24 protein-coding genes and 3 tRNA genes are annotated in these 26014 nt (G+C 35.1%); 17 read left to right on the top strand and 10 right to left on the bottom strand.

The window, feature by feature from the left end:
- Positions 1 to 47: 47 nt before the first annotated feature.
- Positions 48 to 425 (bottom strand): DUF3127 domain-containing protein, encoded by a 378-nt coding sequence (locus JI747_RS08425; protein WP_225687715.1) that lies wholly within the window; start codon positions 423 to 425, stop codon positions 48 to 50.
- A gap of 190 nt (positions 426 to 615) precedes the next feature.
- On the opposite strand from JI747_RS08425, the gene JI747_RS08430 reads away from it, so the two are divergent.
- The 6 genes from JI747_RS08430 to JI747_RS08455 all read left to right on the top strand — a co-directional run bounded on the left by JI747_RS08430 (position 616) and on the right by JI747_RS08455 (position 3379).
- Positions 616 to 697, top strand: a tRNA-Leu gene (locus tag JI747_RS08430).
- 7 nt (positions 698 to 704) lie between these two features.
- Positions 705 to 780, top strand: a tRNA-Gly gene (locus JI747_RS08435).
- A 6-nt stretch (positions 781 to 786) separates the two neighbouring features.
- A tRNA-Leu gene (locus tag JI747_RS08440) sits at positions 787 to 870 on the top strand.
- A gap of 185 nt (positions 871 to 1055) precedes the next feature.
- The gene (locus tag JI747_RS08445; RefSeq protein ID WP_225687716.1) at positions 1056 to 1421 is read left to right on the top strand and encodes a hypothetical protein; all 366 of its coding nucleotides are present in this window, start codon (positions 1056 to 1058) and stop codon (positions 1419 to 1421) included.
- Between the two features lie 41 nt (positions 1422 to 1462).
- Positions 1463 to 2878, top strand: coding sequence for an aminotransferase-like domain-containing protein (locus tag JI747_RS08450; RefSeq protein ID WP_225687717.1), 1416 nt, complete (start codon positions 1463 to 1465; stop codon positions 2876 to 2878).
- A gap of 15 nt (positions 2879 to 2893) precedes the next feature.
- A complete protein-coding gene (locus JI747_RS08455) occupies positions 2894 to 3379 on the top strand; it encodes a GNAT family N-acetyltransferase (RefSeq protein WP_225687718.1) in 486 nt (161 codons plus the stop codon).
- A 417-nt stretch (positions 3380 to 3796) separates the two neighbouring features.
- On the opposite strand, the gene JI747_RS08460 is transcribed toward JI747_RS08455, so the two are convergent.
- The 6 genes from JI747_RS08460 to JI747_RS08485 form a co-directional block, all read right to left on the bottom strand.
- Positions 3797 to 5650, bottom strand: coding sequence for an alkaline phosphatase family protein (locus tag JI747_RS08460; protein WP_225687719.1), 1854 nt, complete (start codon positions 5648 to 5650; stop codon positions 3797 to 3799).
- Positions 5651 to 5816: 166 nt separating this feature from the next.
- Positions 5817 to 6488, bottom strand: a complete 672-nt coding sequence (locus JI747_RS08465) for an HAD-IA family hydrolase (RefSeq protein WP_225687720.1) — start codon at positions 6486 to 6488, stop codon at positions 5817 to 5819.
- Between the two features lie 7 nt (positions 6489 to 6495).
- Entirely contained in the window at positions 6496 to 7650 is a 1155-nt protein-coding gene (locus tag JI747_RS08470) for a TIGR03364 family FAD-dependent oxidoreductase (protein WP_225687721.1), read from the bottom strand.
- A gap of 11 nt (positions 7651 to 7661) precedes the next feature.
- Positions 7662 to 8969 (bottom strand): DUF5690 family protein, encoded by a 1308-nt coding sequence (locus JI747_RS08475; RefSeq protein WP_225687723.1) that lies wholly within the window; start codon positions 8967 to 8969, stop codon positions 7662 to 7664.
- Positions 8970 to 8971: 2 nt separating this feature from the next.
- Positions 8972 to 11797 (bottom strand): TonB-dependent receptor, encoded by a 2826-nt coding sequence (locus tag JI747_RS08480; RefSeq protein WP_225687725.1) that lies wholly within the window; start codon positions 11795 to 11797, stop codon positions 8972 to 8974.
- Positions 11798 to 12183: 386 nt separating this feature from the next.
- On the bottom strand, positions 12184 to 12753 hold the full coding sequence (locus tag JI747_RS08485; RefSeq protein WP_225687727.1) for a helix-turn-helix domain-containing protein: 570 nt from the start codon (positions 12751 to 12753) through the stop codon (positions 12184 to 12186).
- 243 nt (positions 12754 to 12996) lie between these two features.
- Between JI747_RS08485 and JI747_RS08490 the strand changes: the two genes are divergently transcribed.
- The 6 genes from JI747_RS08490 to JI747_RS08515 all read left to right on the top strand — a co-directional run bounded on the left by JI747_RS08490 (position 12997) and on the right by JI747_RS08515 (position 19360).
- Positions 12997 to 13704 (top strand): response regulator transcription factor, encoded by a 708-nt coding sequence (locus tag JI747_RS08490; RefSeq protein WP_225687729.1) that lies wholly within the window; start codon positions 12997 to 12999, stop codon positions 13702 to 13704.
- Positions 13704 to 15116 carry a sensor histidine kinase gene (locus tag JI747_RS08495; protein ID WP_225687731.1) on the top strand — a complete coding sequence of 471 codons (1413 nt, stop codon included), beginning with the start codon at positions 13704 to 13706 and terminating at the stop codon, positions 15114 to 15116. Before JI747_RS08490 ends, JI747_RS08495 begins: the two co-directional genes overlap by 1 nt.
- A 148-nt stretch (positions 15117 to 15264) precedes the next feature.
- Entirely contained in the window at positions 15265 to 15753 is a 489-nt protein-coding gene (locus JI747_RS08500) for a hypothetical protein (protein WP_225687733.1), read from the top strand.
- A gap of 25 nt (positions 15754 to 15778) precedes the next feature.
- Positions 15779 to 16606 carry a YoaK family protein gene (locus JI747_RS08505; RefSeq protein WP_225687735.1) on the top strand — a complete coding sequence of 276 codons (828 nt, stop codon included), beginning with the start codon at positions 15779 to 15781 and terminating at the stop codon, positions 16604 to 16606.
- 241 nt (positions 16607 to 16847) lie between these two features.
- On the top strand, positions 16848 to 18644 hold the full coding sequence (mutL, locus tag JI747_RS08510; protein WP_225687737.1) for a DNA mismatch repair endonuclease MutL: 1797 nt from the start codon (positions 16848 to 16850) through the stop codon (positions 18642 to 18644).
- 2 nt (positions 18645 to 18646) lie between these two features.
- Positions 18647 to 19360, top strand: coding sequence for a rhomboid family intramembrane serine protease (locus JI747_RS08515; RefSeq protein ID WP_225687739.1), 714 nt, complete (start codon positions 18647 to 18649; stop codon positions 19358 to 19360).
- Here JI747_RS08515 and JI747_RS08520 read toward each other — a convergent pair.
- Positions 19357 to 19665: a hypothetical protein gene (locus tag JI747_RS08520; protein WP_225687741.1), complete on the bottom strand. Its 309-nt coding sequence runs from the start codon at positions 19663 to 19665 to the stop codon at positions 19357 to 19359. The genes JI747_RS08515 and JI747_RS08520 overlap by 4 nt on opposite strands.
- Before the next feature lie 7 nt (positions 19666 to 19672).
- Here JI747_RS08520 and JI747_RS08525 point away from each other — a divergent pair, with 7 nt between their 5' ends.
- The 4 genes from JI747_RS08525 (at position 19673) to JI747_RS08540 (ending at position 22149) form a co-directional block, all read left to right on the top strand.
- On the top strand, positions 19673 to 20362 hold the full coding sequence (locus JI747_RS08525; RefSeq protein WP_225687743.1) for an endonuclease/exonuclease/phosphatase family protein: 690 nt from the start codon (positions 19673 to 19675) through the stop codon (positions 20360 to 20362).
- Positions 20363 to 20433: 71 nt separating this feature from the next.
- A complete protein-coding gene (locus JI747_RS08530) occupies positions 20434 to 21405 on the top strand; it encodes an endonuclease/exonuclease/phosphatase family protein (RefSeq protein WP_225687745.1) in 972 nt (323 codons plus the stop codon).
- Positions 21406 to 21409: 4 nt separating this feature from the next.
- Positions 21410 to 21760: a hypothetical protein gene (locus JI747_RS08535; protein ID WP_225687747.1), complete on the top strand. Its 351-nt coding sequence runs from the start codon at positions 21410 to 21412 to the stop codon at positions 21758 to 21760.
- An 11-nt stretch (positions 21761 to 21771) separates the two neighbouring features.
- On the top strand, positions 21772 to 22149 hold the full coding sequence (locus JI747_RS08540) for a hypothetical protein (RefSeq protein ID WP_225687749.1): 378 nt from the start codon (positions 21772 to 21774) through the stop codon (positions 22147 to 22149).
- A 30-nt stretch (positions 22150 to 22179) separates the two neighbouring features.
- Here JI747_RS08540 and JI747_RS08545 read toward each other — a convergent pair whose 3' ends face one another.
- Together JI747_RS08545 and JI747_RS08550 are read right to left on the bottom strand one after the other, a co-directional pair.
- The gene (locus tag JI747_RS08545; RefSeq protein ID WP_225687751.1) at positions 22180 to 23694 is read right to left on the bottom strand and encodes a GH3 auxin-responsive promoter family protein; all 1515 of its coding nucleotides are present in this window, start codon (positions 23692 to 23694) and stop codon (positions 22180 to 22182) included.
- 106 nt (positions 23695 to 23800) lie between these two features.
- Entirely contained in the window at positions 23801 to 24211 is a 411-nt protein-coding gene (locus JI747_RS08550; RefSeq protein ID WP_105702246.1) for a BrxA/BrxB family bacilliredoxin, read from the bottom strand.
- A 450-nt stretch (positions 24212 to 24661) separates the two neighbouring features.
- Here JI747_RS08550 and JI747_RS08555 point away from each other — a divergent pair, with 450 nt between their 5' ends.
- Complete coding sequence (locus tag JI747_RS08555) at positions 24662 to 25909, top strand: T9SS type A sorting domain-containing protein (RefSeq protein WP_225687753.1); 1248 nt, start codon at positions 24662 to 24664, stop codon at positions 25907 to 25909.
- The last annotated feature ends 105 nt before the right edge of the window (positions 25910 to 26014 follow it).

Here is a 26014-nt window from a genome sequence, read left to right on the forward strand (position 1 = left end):
ATCCCACTTAAAAAGCAGGATTAATATTTTTCAGTATTATCTTCTAATTAAAAAGGTAAATCATCATCATCGTCTCCGGCGAAAGGATTTTCGTTAGAAACAGGAGATGCAGATTGTGAAGGTGCAGCTTGTGTAGGTTCAGAACCATTATCAAAAACTTTTTCTACTCTCCAGCCTGTAATAGAGTTGAAGTATTTTGTTTCTCCTTGAGGTGAAACCCATTCTCTTCCTCTGATGTTGATTCCCACCTTTACATTCTCTCCTTCTTTCAGATTATCCAATAAACCGATCTTATCAGACAAAAATTCTATGTTTATTGGCTGCGGGTACTGTTCCTGAGTTAAAATAACCATTTCTCTCTTTTGGAAGCCGCTTGCAAATGTCTGAGCGTCAAATATTTTCTTTACCGTTCCTTGTAATTCCATATCGTAATTATTAACACGGTAAAAGTAAGAAAATCAATCGTAATAAAGGGTACAGGAGAAAAAAAATGTAAAAATTTTAATTTTTTTTCGTGAAAAGTTTGGAGATAAAAGAATTTATCCTATCTTTGCACCACTGAAAACGGAAAAACGAAACAAGTTCTTTACAAATAAGTTTTCATTAATAAACAACGCGGATGTGGTGTAATTGGTAGCCACGCCAGACTTAGGATCTGGTGCCGAGAGGCGTGGGGGTTCGAGTCCCTTCATCCGCACAGTTTTGCGAAAATAGCTCAGCTGGTAGAGCACAACCTTGCCAAGGTTGGGGTCGCGGGTTCGAATCCCGTTTTTCGCTCCACGCCATGCCCTGGTGGTGGAACTGGTAGACACGCAGGACTTAAAATCCTGTGCCTCTTTTGGCGTGCGGGTTCAAGTCCCGCCCGGGGTACTAAAACCCTCTGTATTTTTTACGGAGGGTTTTTTGTTTTTATACCTTTTCAATCTCAATTCTTCTCAATCGGGTTTCACTCTTTTTTACCTCTTTACAACAATCTGTACCCATAAAAATACAAACTTCTGTATCTGTATCTCATTCCGAATACTCTATAACTTTGCTGAAGTAAAGCAAGTAGTATGGAAACGACTCTTCAACATCAGGATCGGCTTCACTATGCTGAAGTCTATGCCTCGGATATTTTAGAACTGAAAAACCTTTTTCTTCAGAAATTCAATTTGAATGCAGTTAATGAAAATTTTGGAATTCCTTTTCTTTTGGTTAAGAAAGGAAAGGGAATTGTAGCATTTGCTAGTCTCGTTATTAATAAAGAGAATCAGATTGACTTTAAGATTTACGAAAATTCAGATATGACAATGAATGAAAAAGACGATTTTAAGACAAAAGCTAAAAATTATTGTAAAAGGAATAACTCAGAAAATTTTACAGATCCGGAAGAATTGAAATATAATATTCAAAGGATGGTTGATTGGCTGAATGGTTAAAGGAACTTCTTAAAATCGTAAATTTACTCAAATGGATTTGTATGGCTAAAGATGCTCTATACCTTAAAATCGCAAAATCTGTTACAGAGCAGATTACAAGTGAGACATTACAGTTTGGAGATAGGCTTCCTTCTTTGAGGAGTGCCCAAAAATTATATAATGTAAGCCTGAATACCGTAAAACAGGCCTATATGGAGCTTGAAAGTCATTCTCTGGTAGAATCGCGCCCGAAATACGGTTATTTTGTAAGTCAGACTTCACAAAGAAAACTGGCACTTCCTTCCATTGCAAAGATGAAGGTTTCGGAAACACAAAAAGCTCCAGAAGATCTTATCGATAAGGTTTTCGGAACGATTGCTGGAACAGATGTTACCCAGTTTGCTTTAGGAATTCCGGGAAAAAGTTTTCTCCCATTGGCTAAACTGAAAAAGTCGATGGTCAATGTCATCAAACGTAAAAATGACAGTGGAACAGATTATGAACCGGTTCAAGGAAGTGAGCATCTTCGCCGTGAAATTGCGAAATGGGCAATCGTTTTAGAAGGGAAAATTACGGAAGATGATTTAGTCATAACATCTGGAGCGATGAATGCTGTATATAATTGCCTTATGGCAGTAACAAAACCCGGAGATTCAGTGGCGGTAGAAAGTCCTGTATATTTCGGGATTTTGCAGGCGATAGAACTATTGGGATTAAAAGCTGTTGAAATTCCTACGCACCCTATTCATGGAGTTGATCTGGATGAATTGAAGAAAGCACTTCCTAAATTATCTGCCTGTTGTTTTGTTACCAATTTCAATAATCCTTTAGGTTTTCAGATGCCGGATGAAAGTAAAAAAGAACTGGTAAGACTAATTACAGAATACAATGTTCCTTTGATTGAAGATGATATCTACGGAAACGTTTATTTTGGAGCAGAAAGGCCTAAACCGTGCAAATATTATGATGAAGCCGGCTTGGTGATGTGGATTGGCTCTGTGACCAAAGTTTTAGCTCCTGGTTACAGGATTGGATGGGTTGCTCCCGGAAAATTCAAAGATAAAATTATTCGTCAGAAGCTGGTACAGACTGTTTGTAGCCCGTCTTTGTATTCCGATGTGATTGCAGATTTTCTGGAACATGGCCGTTACGATCACCATTTGAGAATGTTCAGGAAGAAATTGTATTCTAATTATCTTCAGATCCAGAAATCGGTTGCGGCGTATTTTCCGGATAATACGAAGGTTTCTGATCCTAAAGGAGGATTTATGCTATGGCTTGAGTTGGATAAAAGAATCTGTACGGAAGATCTGTATGATGAAGCCTTTAGTCAGAAGATCAACTTTGCACCCGGAAGAATGTTTTCGCAGTACAATCAGTATCAGAACTGTCTTCGTTTAAATTATGCTTTGGAATGGACAGATCGTGTGGAAAGTGATCTGGAAAAACTGGGAAAAATGATTAAAAACAGAATTTAAAATACATATAAAGCGATGAACGATAATAATAATGAAGTGAAAATTGTTGATTATGAACCGAAATATCAGCAAAGTTTCAGAGATTTAAATGAAGAATGGATCAGTAAGTTTTTTAAAATGGAAGCAAGCGACTACAAAATGCTTGACAATCCGGAAGATTATATCATCAATAAAGGCGGGCACATTGTGTTTGCGCTTCTAAATGATGAGGTAGTAGGAACCTGTGCGCTGATAAAAACTTCTGCTGAACCACTGATTTTCGAATTGGCAAAAATGGCGGTAAGTCCGAAATCACAAGGAAAAAAGATTGGTTATCTAATCGGTCAGGAACTGATTGATAAAGCAAAAGAACTCAAGGCGAAAGAAGTTTTTCTTGAAACCAATTCTTCGCTTGTTCCGGCGATCAGACTCTATGAAAAGTTAGGTTTTCAACATATTCCGGTAATAGATTCTCCTTATGAGAGAGCTGATACAAAAATGTTGTTGAAACTTGATTTTTAGATATATTTCAATTTTGTTAAAGAGGAAGCATGCTGATTTTTTCAGTGTGCTTTTTGTTTTTAATTAATAAATTGAACTGTGAAAGTATCGTGGATGTTGTTTTAACGCAAAGATTTTATTACCCATTTATACTTTCTAGAAGACAAAGGCAAATAAATTTGCTTCGCAAAACCTGAAAATACAGCTTCATCAAATCAACTTGTTGATTAGTCTTTGCTCACTTTAAATAATATAGTTTTAAAATAAATTCTTTGCGTCACAAAAAATAATTCTAAAAACATATTTGGTTTTATTTGTAATTTAAAAATTAATTATAGTCTTTTTTTTATAAAAAAGATATTAGAACGCCGCAGTTAAGCTTTGTTCTAATATCAAATTTAAATCTAAGTACGTGTTATAATTAAAGCTATGCAGTAATTATTTTTTAATGAAAGCTTTAGTTAAAGACTTTTTACTTCCGCTGATTTTCATAAAGTAAACACCATTGGTAAGGTTTTCAATATTGATTTTTTCGTTGTAATTTCCACTTCCGGGGTTGATCTTTTTAGATAAAACAACAGATCCTTTAGCATCAAAAACATCCATTTTCAATTCTTTTTCTTCAGAGTGCAGCTGAATCGTAATTTCCTGACTCGCCGGATTGGGATATACTTTGAAATCGTTGGTGGAAGTTTCGTTTTCTTTTGCAGATAAAACAGCATCATTACAAACCGGAATTCTGTTTACTCCGTCAATTCCCCAAGCTGAAGGAACGGGAATACACATCCAGTTCAAAACAGTCGGGAAGTGATCTGTTTCCCTTGTTGTTGAAAGGTAATTTAATATTTTAAAGGTATTTACCATATTCAGATCTCGGGTAGGGCTTCCTGTAATGGTAACATTGTTTGCATTCGGGCTGGAATCTGTTAATATATTTCCAGAAGCTTCATCGCATTTCCAGTTGGCGACCAACTGACTGTAAAAAGGATGGGAAGAGGTAATATCCTGATTGGCCCAGTTAACAATCACATCATTCGGAAGTGCAGATTTCCAGACTCTGATGTCTCTGTAGGACGCTGCAAGATTTTGTCCGTAGACATTTGTTCCGTCCTGATTGATTGTGAAAGGAAGTGAAGAATTAATGTCTCCAATGGTATTCATTTTTGCAAAAGTAACAGGAACTCCATCTTCGTACATTGTTACAAGCCCGTCTCTGTCGAAGCTTACCGCAATATGTTTCCATTTTCCTGTTTCGGCCTTTCCTCCTACCAGATCAATTCTGTTGGTTCCGTCTCCAATATTCATCTTATAAGTCTGTCCGGAATATCCTGAGATCAGAAATCCTTTATTTTTACCGTTTGCCCAGTTTTTATTACTGATCATCACAGGATCGCTGGAATAATTGGCATTGGGCTTTACCCAAAATTCAATTGTAAAATCCTGAGTTGCTCCGAAATTGAATGCATTCTGATTAGCCGGTTTTGCGTAAGTTCCTGCCGGAAAGTTCAATTGATTGAACGTTTTATTCAATTCTAATGTCGTTTTACTGATCTGTTGAGGCGTAAAAGTAGGATTTGAATAAACAGTGAATATATTTCTCTCTGAAAGATTTCCGCCACCATGAGAAGTATCTGTCGCGCCGTGATCTGTTGTTAAGACAACCAGCCAGTTTTCATTGTTATAAGTAGGTCTGTTTTTCATGGCGGCAACAATCTGCCCGATATAATTATCCGTAGTTTCCATGGCAGAAACATATTGAGAAGTATTGGAATTAAAACCATAAGAATGTCCTGCATGATCCACATCATCAAAATCTACAAACAGGATATCCGGATTGTCATTTTGTAAAGCATTTACTGCTGCATTTTTTACGGCTAAATCTGTTCCGAAATTTGTCTGAACATCGGCATTCTGAACAATAATATCATTAATCGGAGACCAATGTACCAGAGAAATGGTTTTTAAGTTTGGATTGTAGGCTTCCGCTCTTGACATAAAGTCTGGATAACTTGTAAAGTTGGGGCTTGTAAAATTATTGTCCTGCACATTGTGCTTGGTGTGCCATGTTCCTGTTAACATTGTGCTCCAGCCATTTCCGCTCCAGGTTGTTGCGGCACAAAGTCCGTCCAGAGAATAAATAGATTGGTTAATCAGGTTGTGGATGTTTGGAGTATTGGAAGACATCATTACCTCCTGTCTGCAGCCATCAATACCGATAAAAAGAACTTTTTTGGTCTGAGCAATGAATGAACAGCTCACCAGTACAGCGATTGAAAATAGTTTTGTTTTCATAAAAATAAATAGTTTGAGAAAAGAAAAAGTTTACAATTAGTAATATTATTTTTAACATTTGTAAAATTAATTTACTATTTGTAAACTTGTTTGAACTTAAAGTTAATTAATGAATAATTTAACAATAAGAAAAGTGAGGCTGAATAAGCTGCTGGATTTGAAAGAATTAGTAAATAATAGCTTCAGCCTCAGAAATACTGTTGAAAATATAATCGGGATGAGATTTTTTGAGCTCAGACTGGCTTTGAGCACCGGATAAAACGGCAATCGTCAAACCACATCCTGCATTTTTTCCTTCTTCAATATCGATAACGGAATCTCCTGCTTTTAAAACAACTTCAGGTTTACTAATATTAAACTTTTTCATTGCCAGCAGAATCATTTCCGGACTTGGCCGGCTTTCAGAAACATCATCGGCAGTAATTAAAGCATCAAAATGAATGTTTTCCTTCCAGTTTAATTTATCTAAAAGCTGCTGTGCAATTTCAGAAGTGTACCCTGTGTTTAAAACCACCTTTTTATTTTTGGATCTCATCTGTAAAAGGAAGTTTTCTACTCCATTGATGGGCTTCACGTCCAGATTTTGATAAGCTTCTTTTAACTGACCGGAAAAATGTTCAAAAATTGTTGGGGCATCTTCTTTATTTCCTCCGATTTCCTTTAATAAAGTTGTGATGGCTTCCAGTTTCTCCATTCCTGCGCAGACTGATAAAACCTTGTCTAAAGTAACGTTGTAGCCGTAATCATTCACAGAGTTCATCACTGTTTTGTATACCATATTGTCTTCATCTATCGTAGTTCCGGCCATATCCAGAACTAATAATTCTATATTCTTCATTCTAATTTTATGCGTAGATTTTATCGATATTAAATTTTGAAAAGCCTCCGCTTCCCGTCATTCCTTTTCCTCCGATTCCTGTAATAATGTGGATATTCGGGGAAGGATTGTGTTCGAAAATATCCTTCGATTTGCATTGAGAATACACGCCAAACCAACGTCTTTGAATTTCATAAGTAGGCAGATCAATGATTTTTTTTGCTTCATTAATCATGAACTCATCGATTTCCATGTTCAGATCAAAGCCTAAATCATCGGCGTTTCTGGCATCTGCATATTCGTGGGAATCTCCCAAAATAACAGAACCATCTAAAGCCTGTTTGAATAAAATATGAATTCCGAATTTTTTTTCAAATGAATTTTTATCTTCCAGTTCTTTGATTTTCTGGAAGGAAGCACATTCGCTGAACGATTCGTATCTTCTGATGGAAAGTCCCGTTAAGATATTTCCCTGTAAAGAATAAATTCCCTGTGGCTTTGTCTGAAGCATCTGCAGTTTACTTACTTCCAGATCACTTTCATTGAAAACTTTAGGATATAGAGTTTTGAATTCATGTCCTCCACAGATAATCAGTTTTGAAGCATGAAATTCCGTTCCTTCTGAGGAGACTGCGATACATTTTTTATCATCCTCATTGGTTTCAACAACTGTTGTATTATAGAAAATCTGTAATCCAAATTTATCCTGTAAGAGTTGGTGAAGCTTTACAATCATGTCTGCAGAATCCACAGATAATTCTTGGGGAAAGAATAGACCGCCTTTGCAATATTCTGAGCGAAGCCCGTCATATTTTTGAATACATTCGCTTTTGGATAAAAGAATTGATTCGTAACCGTTATTTTTATTGATTTCAGAAAGTTCTTCAATCAACTGCAGTTCTTCATCGTTGGAAGCGATATATACGGAACCGTTTTTTCTTATGGTTAAATCTGCCTGAGTATGTAGATCATTATATATTTCCAGACTTTCTCGTCCGAAATTCTGCCATTTTAAATCCATTCCGGAAGGAACGACCTGCCCGAAATTTCTCACTGTCGCGCCCTGTGGAACAGAATTTCTTTCCAGCAAAGCTACTTTTAGATTTTTCTTCAACGCATGATAAGCATGGAATGTCCCAAGAATTCCGCCTCCCACAACGATTAAATCAAATTTTGTTGTCATTTACTATAAATTTAAATTTTCGACGTATCGAAATTGATGTACTGATTAGATTCTGAATTGATATTAGAGTTCGGCCTTGCTCTTTTCCTGAAAGATAAAAAAGCAATAACCGAAGTAATTAAAACAATGGCTACGATGATGTAATTCAGATGGATATAAAAATTGAGCCATGAGGTTTTTGCTGAGCCGAAGTTTTTATAAAGAAGAATTAAAACACTTCCTAAATACCCGAATGAATCGACTACGTAAATCAAAAATCCTACATTTCCTTTGATTTCAAAAGCGGCAATCATCCGGTCAAAATAAATTCCGTTGAAAGGAATATAGCATATATACATCCCGAAACCGGACAAGACCATCCAAAAAAACGGAGAAATTACTCCATTTTGGAATAAATAGGTTGAAAAGCCAACCGTAAGAATTCCTGCGAAAAGAATGTAATGGTAGTATTTAAAAGCTTTTTTATTGTTTTTGACTTTTACCATGCCGCTTAAAATCAGCAGAACCATCACTGCAATCGGGATTTCTGTTAACGTGAAAATAGAAGAATCAAATTGGTAATGTAAACCGTCCCAGATTTCCCGGTTGAAATTATCTCTGAAATCTCTTAAAATTGTTAAGCTTACATACAATAAAACAATACAAAGGATCGGAATAAAGAATTGTTTGATCAATTCTTTTCTTTCGCTTTTATTCAAAGGCTGTCTTTTATTCTTCAGTAAAATATCTTCTTCCGAGGGTTTAGGAATTCTTTCCAGTAAAAATCCGAAAAGTAATAAAGGGACAATAAAAACTAATCCGGCTGAAAAAGGCATCCAGAATTCTGAAATATTGAAAGTGTCCATTAAAAATTTCCCGACAGATTTTGTGAATCCTGAAGAAACAACAAAACTGGAGCACAAGAATAGTCCGATGATTTCTGTGGTTTTTCTGCCTTCAATATAGGAGAAAACAATTCCCCAGATCATTCCCAAAGGAATACCATTAATAAACATAAAAGCAATATTGTAAGGAGCAGGAACGATTGCAAATCCTAATAAAGCTAATTCTGCTATTACAATAAAAGTGAATAAATAGAAAATTCTTTTTTCCGGTTTCAGTTCTGAAATAAACTTTATTCCGATAAATTTTGAAATAAAATATCCTACCGCCTGAGCAATAATGATTAAAATTTTATAATCAACTCCGAAATAGGAGAGGTTTTCAAAAGAAGACACTGTAAAAGGCTTTCTGAAACCATACATGCAAAAGTAGACACCAAAAGCAGCGAATGCCGCCTTCAGTGTTACTAATGTTTTTTTGTTGATGGATTGTGCCATTTTTAGAAGTTAAATTTAATTCCAAGGTTGCATCGTACTCCATAATATTCAACCTGTTCCGGGCGTGTTCCATCTTTTCCGAAATGATAGATCAAAGGTTTGTTCAGGATGTTATTTACATCGGTATACAGCATTAAATGTTTGGTGAACTGATAAGAACCTCCGAAATCCAGACTCGCGTATTTTCCATAGTATGAATCATTTAAGTCTTCTTCAGCATATTCGATTGCATATTTCCCTTTGTAGTTGTAGGCCAATCTTGCATTAAATCCTTTTTTCTCGAAGAAAAGCTGGATGTTGTATAATTCTTTCGCCTGGTAAGGAAGTTTAACGGTTCTTCCGCTGGGTTTTTCCATTTTAGAATCCATGAAAGTGGCATTCAGCTGCGTTCCGAAGTATTGCAGGAAACCCGGTAAAAAGTCAAATCTTCTGTTGATTCCTAGTTCTAAACCGCCTAGCCAAGCTGCTTTTCCGTTGTTTGGAGCGGTAAATTGCACTCCGCTCATTCCATTATAATTCCCGATAAAAGAATCCTGGAAAATCGGATCTGTAATCGATTTATAGAAAACACCGCCACTTAAAATCCCGACGTTTGAGAAATAATATTCTCCCATCAGATCAAAGTTTAAAGAATAGGTTGGGTTCAGATTAGGATTTCCTCCTTTGAATTCATTATCTGCTTCTATGTAAGTTCCACCAGGAGTTAAATCTCCGAAATTAGGTCTTGAGAATGTTCTCGTAGCTGCAAAACGTAAATTTGTTTTATCATTTAATGCATATTTTACATGAATCATCGGTAAAACGGCAAGGTAGTTTTTAGTATTTTCAACAGGTGTCAGAACATCATCAATGACATTATAGCCTTTCACATTGGTATGTGTGTTTGATAATCTGATCCCTCCTAAAACCGTAATTTTGTCATTCAGTTTATATGTTCCCATTCCGTATGCGTCGGCATGTTTTTCGAAAACATCAAAGTTTCTTCCCAATGCTTTGTTGTATTCCAGAGCTTCAGAATCGGCAGTGTTTATCTTTAAGCTTCCATTGTTTTGAAACCAGAATTGATCCATTCCTCCTGTTGATAAAACCGGTCCGAATGTATTTCCGATATGGGCATTCATTTCACTCAGATATTTTGGTCCGTTTGCCTGAGTTGTGATGTATTGTGACATGTCCGATAAAAGAGGAGCGGTTCCATTTGCCCAGGTGTAGAAAATATCTGAAAATCTTGCGTTTCTTTCTTTATCACGGTATTTAAAACCATATTTTAAAGTCAGTTTGTCCGAAGCGTTAATTTCATGATTGAATGCTGCAACGATCTTATCTTTTTCTTCTACGAAAACTTTATAAAACTCAAGATCGGTAAATCTCATCTGTGAAGCGTCCATTTTGAAGTTCGGATCACTATAAAAACCAAATAACTGATCTGCATTTTTATAATCTAACTTCCCTCCGTCTGCTGCCCAATAAGCTCTTGGTCCGTTTCCTCTGTCTGAAATATAATCAGGATTGATTCCAACTCCGGATTGTGTGTATTTAATTACATAATAGGAATTGTTCGCTTTATCAGGAATATTCCCATATTTGAACCGGTTGTCATAGTAGGAGAGATCCCAGTCGATTTTTCCTTTATTTAAATTATGGATTCCTCCTAATGAAACAGAAGTTAACTCTGTAATCAAAAGATTGTGAATGTTTTGTAATTCAACTCTTGCTGTGTTGTTTGCTGAACTGAATTTATCGAATCTGATTCTGTGTTTATAATGAGTTTCATCGTCAGAAAGCGTTCCGTACATTCCTTTTAGATACAATGTACTCTTCGGTGACAAAACATATTCAAAAGCAGTATTGATTCCTGTTGTTTTCCTAACCCCGTTATAATCGCGTAACTCTAGTCTGAAAACTCCTTCGTCTCCACTTCTTCTTGCCTCGAAATTATCTGTTGACCAGTTTCTGATGAAATGAGCAAAATTGAATAAGTAGCCGAACTTCTTATCTTTAGTTCTTCCTCCATATAATAATCCGATATTGTAGACTCCTTTGTCGGCTTTGGCATTATAGCCGCTTCCTAAGGTTGCTTTAAATTCCGTTTTCATAGGTGGAGTTTTCGTGATAAAATTCACGCCACCACCGATTCCATCAGCTTCCATATCGGGAGTAAAGGATTTGTTGACATGAACATAAGAGATAAGTTCTGTCGGGAAAAAGTCGAATGCAGTTGCTCTGGAAGTGGTTTCCTCTTCTGCCGTTGGAAGTCGGTTTCCGTTGATCGTTGTTGATGCCCAGAATGGAGGAAGTCCTCTTAAAGAAACGAATCTTCCTTCTCCCTGGTCTCTTTCTATGGAAACACCCTGAACTCTCTGTACTGTTTCTGCTGCATTTCTGTCAGGTAATTTTCCAATTCCGTCTGAAGCGATGACATTGGAGATATTGATAGCATTTTTTTGAAGATTTAAAGCTTTTGCCTCAGTATTTCTCAATGTTCCTGTTACAACAACTTCGTCGATGTTCTTTTGCTTTTGAGATAATTTTAAAATTCCTAAATCGATAGTCTGTCCGGATTTTACATCTACCTCAATATTGGTTGGTTCATATCCGATATAATTGATCTGTAGATTGTATTGGCCTTCTTTGATATCATTAATGGTAAATTTTCCATCAATATCTGTGGTGGTATTTCTGGAAGTTTCTTTGATTTTAATGGAGGCTCCCGGAAGAGGTTGGCTGTCGTCAAGTACAGTTCCTATAATAGATTGCTTCTGTGCTGAAATAAATGTGATGCAACAGACAAAAACAAGAATAAGTAAATTCTCTAAATTTGTTTTCATTTTTACAAATATTAAAATTTTTATGCAAATCAACTTAATAATTTTAATATATGTAATATTTCTGTGTTAAGTATTAATTAAGAAATTAATGGGATTTATGAACTGTTTTTAACTTTCAAAATATTTTAATTTTTATAAAAGAATGCTGTAAATGTGGCTTTAATGCTTGTTGGATAAGGTTTTAGGAGTATGATCCAGAATGGCTTCCTGGAAAATATTTTGATGAAATAGAGCAATTGTTGATTAAATCTGTGTTAATTTTAATCAATTTAAAAAAAGCAAAAGTTGAATATTTGTAAACTTTTGAAGTTAAAATATAAAAAATGAAGGTTTAATCTCATGAAAAAAAGAGATAAAAAAGGGCGAAAAGTTTACTTAGGATAAATTTATGCTGTATAAAAATAAAGAACCAACATCACACAGCTTTCGTTGCTGATGCTTACCGGAACGTGTGGGAATTTTCCGTTAAAATATAAAGAATCACCTTCTTTTAGGATCACTTCTTCATTATCAATAATATATTTTACTTCTCCTTTTAGAATATATTTGAATTCCCAGGCGTCAGTAATTACTTTTTCCCTTTTTGAATTCGGTTCAAGAGTTAATAAAACCGCTTCAAATCCCAGTGAGTGCAAGCTTTTACTGAAAATATGCATATATTTGAAGCCTTCAGCTTCTACTTCTTTTTCGATAACCTGTTGATTTTCTTTAGGCAAATGAATGAATTTGGAATTGGATTTTTTTTCAACGCCTTCAAAAAAGAAACTTGCATCAATATCCAAAGACTGAATCAGCTCCAGTAAGACAGGAAGAGAAGGAATGGTTCTTCCGTTTTCAATTCTGGAAACAAGCCCGTTGCTTACATTAGCTCTGAAAGCCAGTTCGTTGATGGTTAAATTATTTTTTTTTCTAATGTCTTTTAATCTTTTTCCGATACCTATTAAAAAATCATTCATAGTATTTACAATTTAACCTGAAATTATTTATCATCATTTTTATGAAAGACAAATGTAGTATTATTCTCAATGTTTTTACAAATATTAAAATCAATTCATTAAAAATTATTGTTGGCAGAAAAAACAATGAAGCGAATTTATAAATAAACCTTTTGCGCAATAATTGTAAACCTCCATCGCCCATCTTCCTACTTCCTCTCACTCCCAAATAAATTTTCTATTTTTGTCTAATTCCTTATTTCAATGAAAAAAATAATCCTGATCGAAGATGAAACGAGTGTGGTCTCCTTTATAAAAAAGGGATTGCAGGAAAACGGGTATGAAGTTTCTGTGGCTTTTGACGGGCGTACCGGTGTACAATTGGTGCAGGCAAACGATTTCGATCTGGTGGTTCTTGATATTATGTTGCCAGAAATGAACGGGTTGGATGTTTGTAAGGAAATCAGAAAAACGAATCAGCATGTTCCTATTTTATTTCTGACGGCATTGGGAACTTCTGAAAATATAGTTCTTGGGCTGGAAAGTGGAGGAGATGATTATTTAGTTAAACCATTTAAATTCATTGAGTTAGTGGCTCGTGTGAAGTCTCTGCTGAGACGAAGTAATAATGGGAGTACACAAGAAATTATAGAGCCTGAAGTTGATAATGAACATGTTTTCCAGTTTTCAGATTTGATTTTGAATGACTATACAAAGAAAGTGATGCGTGGAGGAGAGGAAATTTCACTTACTTCAACGGAGTATAAATTATTGATGTATTTCTTACGGAATCCTGAAAAGGTTATCTCAAGAACAGAAGTACTGGAAGCTGTTTGGGGCGTTAATTATGAACTGGGAACTAATGTTGTGGATGTTTACGTGAATTATTTAAGAAAAAAATTAGATAATCAGGAAGAAAATAAATTGATTCATACGGTGATAGGAATGGGCTACGTATTGAAAAAAGCATAATGGAGTTTAATAAAGTTGTTACAAATCAGACTAAAACGATGGTGCTTTTGATGTTGGTTTTTACCGCCATCATATTGCTGTTCAGTGGATTGGTTTATTTTTCGATTGTCAACTTTTCCCATCAGAGGTTTTATGAATTGCTAAAGATCCGGGCAACAACCATTGTTCAGATTGAAAAAGGTAAAGATGATCTCGATCTTCCTGAAAATTATGTTTTAAATAGCATGAATGATGAAGAGCTTCCAATGGAGCGTGATTATGTTTTTGCGATTCCTACGGATTCCAACTTTAAAAAAATATCTCATGAAGTTCATATTCCCGATTATTTTTTCAAGAATATTGCGAAAAACGGGGAATCCAATTATAATGATAAAGAATTTTATTATATTGGGAAATCCTTTAGACACGATGATAAAGATTATATTGCGATAGCTTCTGCCAAAAATCATTATGTCGTTTATTATTTAGGATTCCTGAAACGAACCTTGATCACATGTGTTGTGCTGTCATTATTTTTCAGTATGATTTTCTCTTTTTATCTATCAAAAACCTTGTTCAGGCCAATTTTAAAAATTACAGGAAAAGTAAAAGAAATAAGTTCAGAAAATCTTCATTTACGTCTTGAATCTCAGCCTGACAATAAAGAATTGAATGAGTTGGTCGATACTTTTAATGATATGCTCAACCGTATCGAAACTTCTTTCGAAACTCAAAATCACCTGATTGGAAATGTTTCCCACGAGCTGAGAACACCTTTAACCTCCATTATGGGAGAAGCCGATGTTGCGCTTTCTATTTCCAGAACCAATGAGGAATACAAAGAAACGTTAGGAATTATTTTAGATGAAGCTGAAAAATTGGATAAAAAAATCAAAGCTTTGCTGATGATTGCCCAAACCGGTTTTGATGGAAAGGTTCAAAAGATGGATAAGGTAAGAATTGATCAGTTACTTTGGGATGTGATTGAAACTTTGCGAAGAATTGATTCGAGAAACAATATTTTTCTGGATATCAGTATGTTGCCGGATAATCCGAAAAAACTGAAAGTTCAGGGGAATGAACAGTTGCTTCATCTTGCTGTTACGAATATTATTCAGAATGGTTGTAAATATTCTAATTTTCAGCAGGTTAAAGTCTCTTTAGGAGCAACAGATGCTGATGTTTATATCATTGTAAAAGACAATGGGATAGGTATTCCTGAAGAAGAAATGAATAAAATTTACGATCCTTTTTTCCGTGCCTCCAATACAAAAAACTACGAGGGATACGGAATCGGGCTTCCTTTGGCGAGAAACATCGTAAGAATGCACAATGGTGAGCTGATTGTAAGCTCGCACGAGAACCAGGGAACTACAGTGCAGCTTCGTTTTCCTAATTTTTACAGCGTTCTTGCTGAAGAAAAGCAGGCCTAAGATTACCAATATTAATAAGCCTTAACAATTTTCTAATCTCATTCTAATCTCTTTAATGACATTTTAATTCTATTCCAAAGAGCTTCTAATTTGGTCATTCTAGTTTTGTATCATCAAAATAAGATAATACAACACTAAATCTTAAGATATGACTAAAACAATTTTAATAGCGACAGATTATTCTCTTGAGTCTCTAAATATATTAAAGGAAGTTCTTAAAGAAAAAAACGCTTCTGAAGATCCGAACCAGTATACTGTTTTCTTGGTTTCTGGGTATGATATGGGTGATTCTATTCGTGATCTTCTCTTTACTACAAAAAGCACTATTTTTAATAAAATTAAACCACAAGAGTTTAATTATGCTTACGAGATCATCAAAAATAAATATCCGCATCTGATAGAAAAGATCATCTGTGACGTTTTTACCGGAAGTTTCCAGAGAACCTTCGATAATTATATAAAAGCAGAACATATTGAAGAAGCTTACTATAGCACATCAATAAAAAGCAAAGGAAAAGGAAAATTTGATCTTGTTCCTTATATCAAAAAATGTAAAAATATTCAGTCTCATGAAGTTGAAATTGAAATCCACGAAAGACTTCCCGAAAGAGGAAGACTCGCTGAGATTTTCGCATAACTCTAATTCTCTAAAAAAATAAAAAATGTTAAGAAATTATAGTAACAGCAGAACGTTGGGAGATAACATAAGACTGGGAACGCTGACTGCCTTTACGGCGGGAACTATAAACATAGCTTCTCTATTGATATTTCTCTCATTTACCTCGAATGTGACGGGGCACTATGCTATTTTGGCAGCAGAAATAAGTAAAGGAAACTGGACGCAGGTAGCAGCAGTTGGAGGATGGATCTTTCTGTTTTTCTTTGGAAGCTTTCTGTCTAACTTTATTGTTATTAATTTTAATAAAAAGAATAAATATTTTGCTCACTCAATGCCAATTATTTTAGAAATAATATGTTTACTGTTTGTAGGAATCTACGGCCAACTTTTTTATCAGAAAACATTGGCAGAAACAGAATATTTGGTTGCTTTAATGCTTTTTGCGACCGGGCTTCAGAATGGTTTAACGGCAAGTATTTCCAATTTCTCCGTAAAAACAACCCACCTTACCGGAACAACGACTGACCTTGGTATTTTGTTCTCGATGTTTACCCAGAAAAAATACAGAAAGAATGCGGAATTAATTGCAAGGGCTAAACTATTGATGAGTATTATGCTGGCGTATGTTCTAGGGGCTGTATTTTCCGGACTTACGTATTATTATCTGGAATTTAGAGTGTTTTATGTGATAAGTTTATGCCTCCTTTTTGTGATTGGGTATGATGCTTATAAAATCCATATAAGACATTTTAATACAAAATACAGATATTCAAAAATCTATAAAAGACCTAATCTTTTAGCCTACTTATATGATAAAATACACGGAATTCCGAAAAGAAAAGAAAAAAGGAAACTTGTATTTGAAGATTAGCGATAAAAATAAAAATACTTCAGTATTAATTTGTGTAAACTAGCTGTGAATCAATCCTCTAATTGTATATGCGATTAGGGGATTGTGTTTTTTAAGAAAAACGTAGTGCTATTGCCATTTTGACCAAGGTGTGAAGATGGCTAGGTTGTTGATATGTTAATAATTAAAAATTAATTCGTGGGGAGAAAGTTTTTATTCCCGTTTTCATTACTTATTTTTGTAAGTTGATTTTACGTTTTTTATGTCAGATATTATTCAGCTTTTACCGGATCATGTAGCCAATCAGATTGCAGCAGGAGAAGTCGTGCAGCGACCGGCGTCTATTGTGAAAGAACTTTTGGAAAACGCGATAGATGCAGACTCCACTAAAGTAGAATTGATTATAAGAGATGCAGGAAAAAACCTAATTCAGGTGGTTGATGACGGAAAAGGGATGTCTGAAACCGATGCAAGAATGGCTTTTGAAAGACATGCCACCTCAAAGATTAAAGGAACGGAAGATATTTTTAAAATTGCCACCAAAGGTTTCAGAGGTGAAGCTTTGGCTTCCATTGCAGCCGTTTCTCAGGTTGAATTAAGAACCAAGCAGAAAGATGCAACCATCGGAACAAATATTTACATTGAAGGAGGTGTTTTCCAGTTTCAGGATCCTATACAAACTGCGGATGGGTCTAATTTTTTAGTTAAAAACTTATTTTACAACGTTCCGGCAAGAAGAAAGTTCCTGAAAAACAATAATATTGAATTCAGACACGTCATCGACGAATTTCAAAGAGTTGCTTTGGCTCATGAAGGGTTGGAATTCTCTTTATTCCACGATGATGAAGCCGTTTTCAGACTGAGAAAAGGAAGCCAGATGCAGCGTATTGTGGATATTTTCGGAAGAAAGCTGCAGCCACAATTAATTCCAATTAAAGAAGATATTATCTGGTGCAAACTTCACGGCTTTGTTGCAAAACCGGAAGGCGCTAAAAAAACAAGGGGTGAACAATTTCTTTTTGTCAACGGAAGATACTTTAAAAGTCCATATTTCAATAAAGCGGTTCAGGAAGCATTTGACGGATTGCTTTTACCAGGATATGTTCCTACATTTTTCCTCTTTTTAGAACTTGATCCGGAGAAAATAGATGTTAATATCCACCCTCAGAAAACAGAGGTGAAATTTGAAGATGAACATCTTATCTTCGCTTTATTGCGTTCAACCATTAAAAGATCACTGGGTATTTATAATGTAGCTCCAAGTCTTGATTTTGAGAAAGATCCGCAACTTGATGAAATACTGCAAAAAACTTTTCCAAGTAAAAGTAACAATATAGGAGGAAGCGGGTTTATTAAAATGCCGGAGATTATTGTAGACAAAGATTACAATCCGTTTTTGGAAGAAAGAGGAGTGATGATGAAGCAGGCTGAAATCCAGAATCTGGCAGAAATGTACCATCAGAATATCGCTGCAGAACCTTCAAAAATCAATCTGTTTGAAGATGAAGACTTTGACGAAGATCTGATGAGGTTGCCGAACGGATACTGGCTGTTCAACAAAGGAGATAGAACATTGATGCTGGATTTGGGAAGAATGCATAGATTAACGGTTTCAGAGCATAATAAATCTGAAAAAAGAGGATCTTCTGCTGGCCACTCATTACTTTTCTCTTTAGAATATCATATGAATGAAATTGAGAAAAATAAATATAAATCCATCAAAAAATTCCTTCCCGAGCTTGGGTTTGAAACGAGTATTGCTCATGAAAATGTTTTGCGAATAGATGCCGTTCCTGAAGGATTGAAAGAAACTCAGGTGATGAAGTTTCTGGAAAATCTTTTTGATATTCTGGAATATAGAACAGAAGAAGAATTTATGCACTCTTATCAGAATCAATGGAATAAAATGCAGTCCAAATCCCGTTTTGATTTTATTTATAAAAAAGATGCGGAACAGCTTATCAAAGATTTTACAGCATTGGGCTTCCCGGAGTTTCTTCCTAACGGAAAAAGATGTTTCTATGAAGTTCCGTTCAATGATTTTAAAAACAAATTTTAAAGATGTTTAATAGCATACCACCAATTACCAGAAATATTATTATTATAAATATTATAGTATTTATTGCAGCATATTTTGTGCCTCAGCTGGATTATTTTCTTTCAGCATATTATCCTTTTTCTCCTAATTTTAAATCATGGCAGGTTATTACCCACATGTTTATGCATGGTAATCTAATGCATATTTTATTTAATATGATGACTTTGTTCAGCTTTGGGCCTATTTTAGAACAAAGTTTAGGAGAAAGGAGGTATTTGATTTTGTATTTTTTGAGTGGATTAGGCGCTTTTTTCTTATACAATATTTGGAATTTTATTGAAGTTCAGCAATTAGTTTCACAACTTCAGGCAATGAATATTGATGCGAAAGATTTTCTGAATACTTTAATAAGCAATCCGGAAACGGCATTGACTCATAATCAAGCAGAAGAGAATTTAGCTGGAATTTATTTTGGAAGAATGGTCGGAGCTTCCGGTGCAATTTTCGGGGTTATTGCCGCTTTTGCAACGTTATATCCTGAAGCAAAAATTGGAATTATGTTTATTCCGATTCCTATGAAAGTAAAATATGTATTGCCAATCGTAATCGTTATTTCTATTTATTTAGGAGCTTCGGGGAATGGAGGAGGAATTGCACATTTTGCTCATGTTGGTGGTGCTTTAGTTGGTTGGATTTTAGCTAGAATCTGGAGGAAACATTTGTATAGATTTAATTAAAACCAGTCTGTGAAAGTTTTTCGTCTCATTCTTTTCATCCTGCATTTAGGAATATTCATTCTCTTATTGGGAGTATTGATGAACAGCTTGGTTCCACCTAAGGTATTTCCGTGGTTCAATTTACTTTCATTAGGTTTTCCCATTTTAATTACCATATATATTCTGCTTACTTTTTTCTGGATGATAAGCTGGAAAAAACGGGCTTTTGTATTTCTGCTATTGGGATTGTTGTTTTTTAAACCTGTGATAAGATGGGTGAACTTTTCATCGGAAAAAGAAAAAGAATCAAATTTGAAAATTGTCACCTTAAATATGAAAGCGGGGCAATTTGGAATAGATAAAATTCAAAATTACATGGATGAGCAAAATGCCGATTTGGTGTTTCTGCAAGAGAACGGCTATCAGGAACTTAATTTGAAAAATCTTTCCGGAGAAAATACGTTTCCTGTTATCGCTTTTTATTCAAAATATAAAATTGTAAATCGTAAAAATCTTTTTGAAGGATTAGAGAATAAAGATATCACGGCACAATGTGAAGCAATTGATATTGATATTCGAGGAAAAATTTACCGATGCATCAATGTGCATTTAGAATCTTTTGGGATTGTAAAAGATATGGTAAAGCTTAATGGAAATAAATCTGAGGACGAAGCGAAAACCAAGAATATTCTGAGAAAGCTGATCATTAATTTTAAAAACCATCAGGATCAGATCGATCTTATTAAAAAAGAAATAGAAGAGTCTCCCTATCCTGTATTCGTAGCTGGAGATTTTAACTCCGTTCCAAATTCTTATGAATATTACAATGTTTTAGATGGTCTTAAGGATGTCTTTGTAGAAGTGGGGAGAGGAAGCGGCACAAGTTTTCATGACTTTAAATTCCCGCTGCGTATTGATTACATGTTTACCTCTAAATCTATACAACCCGTAACTTACAAAGTAGATCATGAAGTACAAATTTCAGATCACTTCCCTGTAATTGCCACTTTTAAATTAGATTAAAAATCATAAAAAACGTTAAATAAACTCAATTGGTAGGGTTTTTGTTGAAACAAATAGATTACACCGTTTTAATGAAGCCGAACCAGATATTGTTGTTTTCCCATATCCTTGTAGCTATTCTATTGTTATGTACTTTAGGAAACGCTTGGATTGCGCCTAATTTGCTAGGCAACTTAAATCTGCTTTCTCTGGCATTTCCCTATCTTATTGTAATCTACATTATATTTACCATCGTCTGGATTTTTAAAAGAAAAAAATTGGCTTTAGTGTTCGCTTTAGGAACTCTTGTTTTTCTAAATCCGATCCGAAGATGGATCAATTTTTCTCCTAAAACAGACAATGTCAGAAGTATAAGAGATATTAAAGTTCTGACTTTTAATGTGAAATACGGAGATTTTGGCTGGGATAAAGTGAAAAAATATATAAGAGCCCAAAATGCGGATATTATTCTGGTTCAGGAAAAAGATACCAATAGAGCCTTACGAAAAGATATGGTGAAATATCCTACGGTGATCTTAAAAACCAAGCACAGAATCGTAAGACAGGAAGAGCTTATTACCGATAAATCGAGAGGAAATTCCTTTTATGCGGATATAGATATCAACGGGAAAATTATTCGTGTGGTCAATGTGTATCTGGAACCATTTAGGCTGAATAAAGGGATGTTCAATTTTGCAGATATCGGAAAAGAAAACAAATTCAATACGCTTCTTTCCCATATGATTCCTACGTTTCAGGCGCACGAAAATCAGATCAAAAAAATCAGAAAGGTTGTTGATTTGTCTCCTTATCCCGTAATTTTGGCGGGCGATTTCAATTCTGTACCTAATTCTTATGAATATTACAATTTGGGAAAAGATCTTCAGGATGCCTATCTAAGTGCAGGAAACGGTATTTCTACCAGCTTTCATGATTATAAGGTTCCGCTTCGACTGGACTATATATTTAGTTCAAAATCAATTATTCCATTGAGCTATAAAGTAGATCATTCGGTGAAATTATCAGATCATTATCCGGTAATTGCAGAATTTCTATTAAATTAGTTCCATGAAAAATATTTTCTCAGCAATACTTTTGATATTAATTTTCAGTGCCTGTTCAAATAAGGAACCAGTATCTGTTGACAATTCACAGGACTTGAAACCTAGCTATGATACCACAGCAATAGATTCTTTTTCTGCGGGAGCTACATCTGAAGCCGTGATTATGAAAATAAAAATGTCTTCACAGAAATATCAGGACTCCATAAAAGAAGCTTTAAAGCTAAAAGCAGAGGAAAAACGTATTGCAGAGGAGCTGGAGAAAGAAAATAAGAAGAAACAGGAAGAGGAAAAGAAGAAAGCCAATGAAGAGAAACAAAATAAAGCACCGGAATCTTCAGAAGTAAAACAAAACTAAAAATTATATATATGAAAAAACAAATTTTATCTGCATTCGTGATCTCTATTTTAGTAGTTTCTTGTACTAAATCTACAACCAAAACAGAACAGGTAGAAAATCCGGACGGATCTGTGACCACTACTACAACTTCTGTTACTGAAACTCCTACAGGGGTAGATTCTACAAAGATCAATGAGACGAAAAAAGAAGTACACGAAAAAGTAGAAGAAACCAGTGAAAAACTGGATAATACAGCTCAGAAAGCTAAAGAAGGTATTCATAATGTAGGAAAAGATATCAAACAAGGAGCTCAGGAAGTTGGAAAAGATGTAAAAGATGCCGCAGCAAAAGGCGCTGAAAAAGTAGAATCCGGAGCCAAAAAGCTAAAAGAAGATTTAAAGAAATAAATTAAAAACCGCAGAATGACTGCGGTTTTTTTATTGATTCATCGCCAGCAAAGGATCGATATATTCTCTGTCGTTGCTTAATCTTGGGACTTTATTCTGGCCACCAAGTTTCCCTTTTGATTCCAGCCAGTTGTAGAATAAGTTTTCTTTTGCAATATGTACGATAGGTCTTTTTAAGGTCATATTATTATACCTTTTTGCCTCGTAGTCAGAATTTATTGATTTTAAATGCTTATCAAAAATATCAATAAACTGTTCCAGATTTTCCGGTTGCTGGCAGAATTCAAAGATCCATTCGTGGGCACCGCTTTCATTGTTTTTCATAAAAACGGGGGCTCCTGTAAATTCGGTGATCTTAGCATGAGTAAGTTCGCAGGCTTTAGTAAGTGCAGATTCCACATTGGTGATCATGAGCTCTTCTCCAAAAGCATTGATATAATGTTTTGTTCTTCCTGTAATTTTTATCCTGAAAGGATTGACCGAAGTAAATACAACGGTATCTCCAATGAGGTATCTCCAGAGTCCCCCATTGGTGGTAATGACCATAGCGTAGTTTTTTCCTACTTCTACGTCTTCAAGACTTACGACTTTCGGATTCGAAAAATGAAACTCATCCATAGGGATAAATTCATAGAAAATACCATAATCAAGCATAAGCAGCATTTCATCACTATTGGGCTTATCCTGGATGCCGAAAAAGCCTTCAGAGGCATTATATATTTCGTAATAGTTGATGTCTTTGCCTATAATTTGTTTGAACTGCTCTTTATAAGGTTTAAAACTGATTCCTCCGTGAAAAAAAACCTCCAGATTCGGCCATAATTCGGATATGCTTTTAACATCTGTTTCCTTTACTACTCTTTGTAAAAGAACCATCATCCAGCTCGGAACTCCTAAGATACTTCCTACATCTTCATTTTTAACCTCAGAAGTAATGGCTTTAAGTTTACTTTCCCATTCGCCCATCAAAGAAACCTTTTTACTTGGAGTGGTGGTGATTTCTACCCAAAACGGAAGGTTATCGATTAAAATAGCAGACAGATCGCCAAATTTTGTGTTAAAGTCAGCGTATAATTCTGAGCTTCCTCCTAATCGTAAGTTTTTATAGTTGAAAAGCTGATTTTCCGGATGGTTATTGGCATAAATGGAAACCATATCTTTTCCCGCCTTCATATGGCAGTATTCTAAGCTTTCATCGGAAATAGGAATGAATTTACTTCTGGCATTGGTCGTTCCGGATGATTTGGCAAAATATTTAATATATCCCGGCCAGCTTACATCTTTTTGTCCCTGCCTTGCTTTTTCAATATAAGGTTCAAAATCTTCATACGTGACAATCGGGACTTTATTTTTAAAATCCTGATAGCTTGATATGGAATTGAACCCATATTTTTTGCCATATTCCGTATCTTCTGCATGAAACAACTGAGAGAAAAGGATCCCTTTCTGAGTCTCAATAGGATGATTCATAAAATTCTGAATCTGATCCATCCTTTGACGAATGAACCAGTTGACCACAGTATTGAATAATGCTTTTGTTGCCATTTCAACAAATATAATGATATTTGGATTTCCTAAGAATTTTTTAAGACGATAAATAAAAAAACCGCTACAAATTTTGTAACGGTTTGATAGGTAAGTTTATTGTTTCTTAGCAATACTCATCATAAGCAGCCTGAAGGTTGGCAGCGATTGCTCCTGCAGGGTTTCCTTCAATGTGGTGTCTTTCCAGCATGTGAACCAATTCTCCGTCTTTAAATAAAGCTACACAAGGAGAGCTTGGAGGGAATGGTGCCAAATGTTTTCTTGCTTCTACTACAGCTTCGGTATCGAAACCTGCAAAAACAGTTGTTAAATGATCAGGCTTTTTATCTCCTGTCAAAGAATATACAACTCCCGGTCTTGCAGCTCCTGCAGCACATCCGCAAACGGAATTGATGACCAATAGAGTTGTTCCGGATTGTTTTAATGCTTCTTCCACCTGAGTTGGTGTTGTCAAATCTTGGAAGCCTTTATCTGTAAGTTCAGCCTTCATAGGCATTACTAAATCTGTTGGATACATTTTTTATTTTTTATAATTCTATGCAAATTTACAACATTTCTAAATGTTTCATTAATTTATAATAACTATCATTCAATTTATTAAACAAAATTAGGGTGTATAAAAACAATAATAAATTTCATTAATGTTTGATTTATATATGTTAATATTGGAAAATATTTATTAATTTTGAAACAGATTCTAAAAACGACCTTCCATGAAAAAAAACTTATAATTACAATATAAGAATTATTATCAGGTAAAAATCTGATTGATAGTGTAATTCCCTCACTTTTATTTGATCCGTATATATGTTTTTAGAATTAACATCGGATTTTAATAAAGGAATAAAATAAGAGTCTGTAACATTTTGTTATAGGCTTTTTTATATAAAGGAAGCTTTCCGGAACCCTTTATTGATGGGGGTTTATTTATAAATTATTAATTTTGCAGATAATTTATATTCATTACATGAAAAAACTCTCTTATCTGATTCCTGTTTTAATTTCAGCTTTTTATTCCGGACAGAATTGTACAACACCCACTGTGACTGTTTCACCTGTTTCAACATGTGCAGCAACGTCAGCCAGTCTTGTTGCCAATACTACGGCAACTGAAGTTAAATGGTATGATTCTGCAACGGCTACGGTGCCTTTATTAGCCGGAAATGCATATACAACTCCGACATTAGCTTCTACAACATCTTATTGGACTGAAGCCTATAATTACGAGAAGGGAGCACAGATCATTGGCGGAAAGACAACTCCGGGTACAGGTTCTGCGGCTGTAGCCACAGCCAGTACTCCTTGGGGATTGGCTTTCACAACAAATTCAGACTTTTTAATAGAGTCTGTAGATGTTTTTGCTTCGGCTGGCGGAACATTGGCTTTAGAGCTTTTGGATGCCAATTTTGTAAAAATAGCACAGACAAGCGTAACGATCCCAGCGGGTGGAACTACAACGACACCTATTCAGGTAACCGTTCCTGTGGGATTTTCTGTAGCAGGAGGTAATTCTTACAAACTGGTGGCAAGATCTTCTCCTTCTATGCGAAGAGATTCGGGAAGTAACACATTTCCGTACAGTATAGGAACTTTAGGGACTATTACAGGAGGAACGATCGCGAGTTCTCCTACAAATAACAGCACTGTTTATTATTTTTTCTATAACTGGAAGGTTTCTCCGATTTTAGGAGTCTGCGCAAGTGGTAAGGTACAAACTACGGTAACAGTGGCAACTCTAACTCCAGCTCCAGTTGCAGCCGGAAATCAAACCGTAACGTCAACATCAACACTTGCTGATCTTGTGGTGAGCGGACAAAATCTTGTATGGTATTCTTCTTCTGCTTTAACAACGCAGCTTCCGGCAACTACTTTGGTGGTAAGTGGAACAACCTATTATGTAACACAGACGGTAAACGGATGTACAAGTGTTGCCACTGCCATTACAGTAAATTCTAATTTAGGAACCAACGACCTGAATCTTGAAAAACAGATTAAAATCTATCCTAATCCTGTTACGGATGTTTTAGCGATCGATTCTAAAGAGAAATTGGGTAAATTAACGATATTCGACATCTCTGGAAAATTATTGGAGACAATTGCTGCGGAAGAGGTTAATTCAGTTAAAATTAACGTAGGTAAATACAATACAGGAAAGTATATTTTAAAAATTGAAAATTCTAAAGGAATATACAGTTATCCGTTTATAAAGAAATAATTTCTATAAATACAAAATGAAGCCCAGAACCTAGGTTCCGGGCTTCTTTAATCAAATCGATATGCAAAGGTTGAATATCCTAAAAATATAGTCAATACATTATAA

Origin of the sequence: Chryseobacterium tagetis (genome assembly GCF_016735585.2) — a bacterium.
Taxonomy (GTDB): Bacteria; Bacteroidota; Bacteroidia; order Flavobacteriales; family Weeksellaceae; genus Chryseobacterium; species Chryseobacterium tagetis.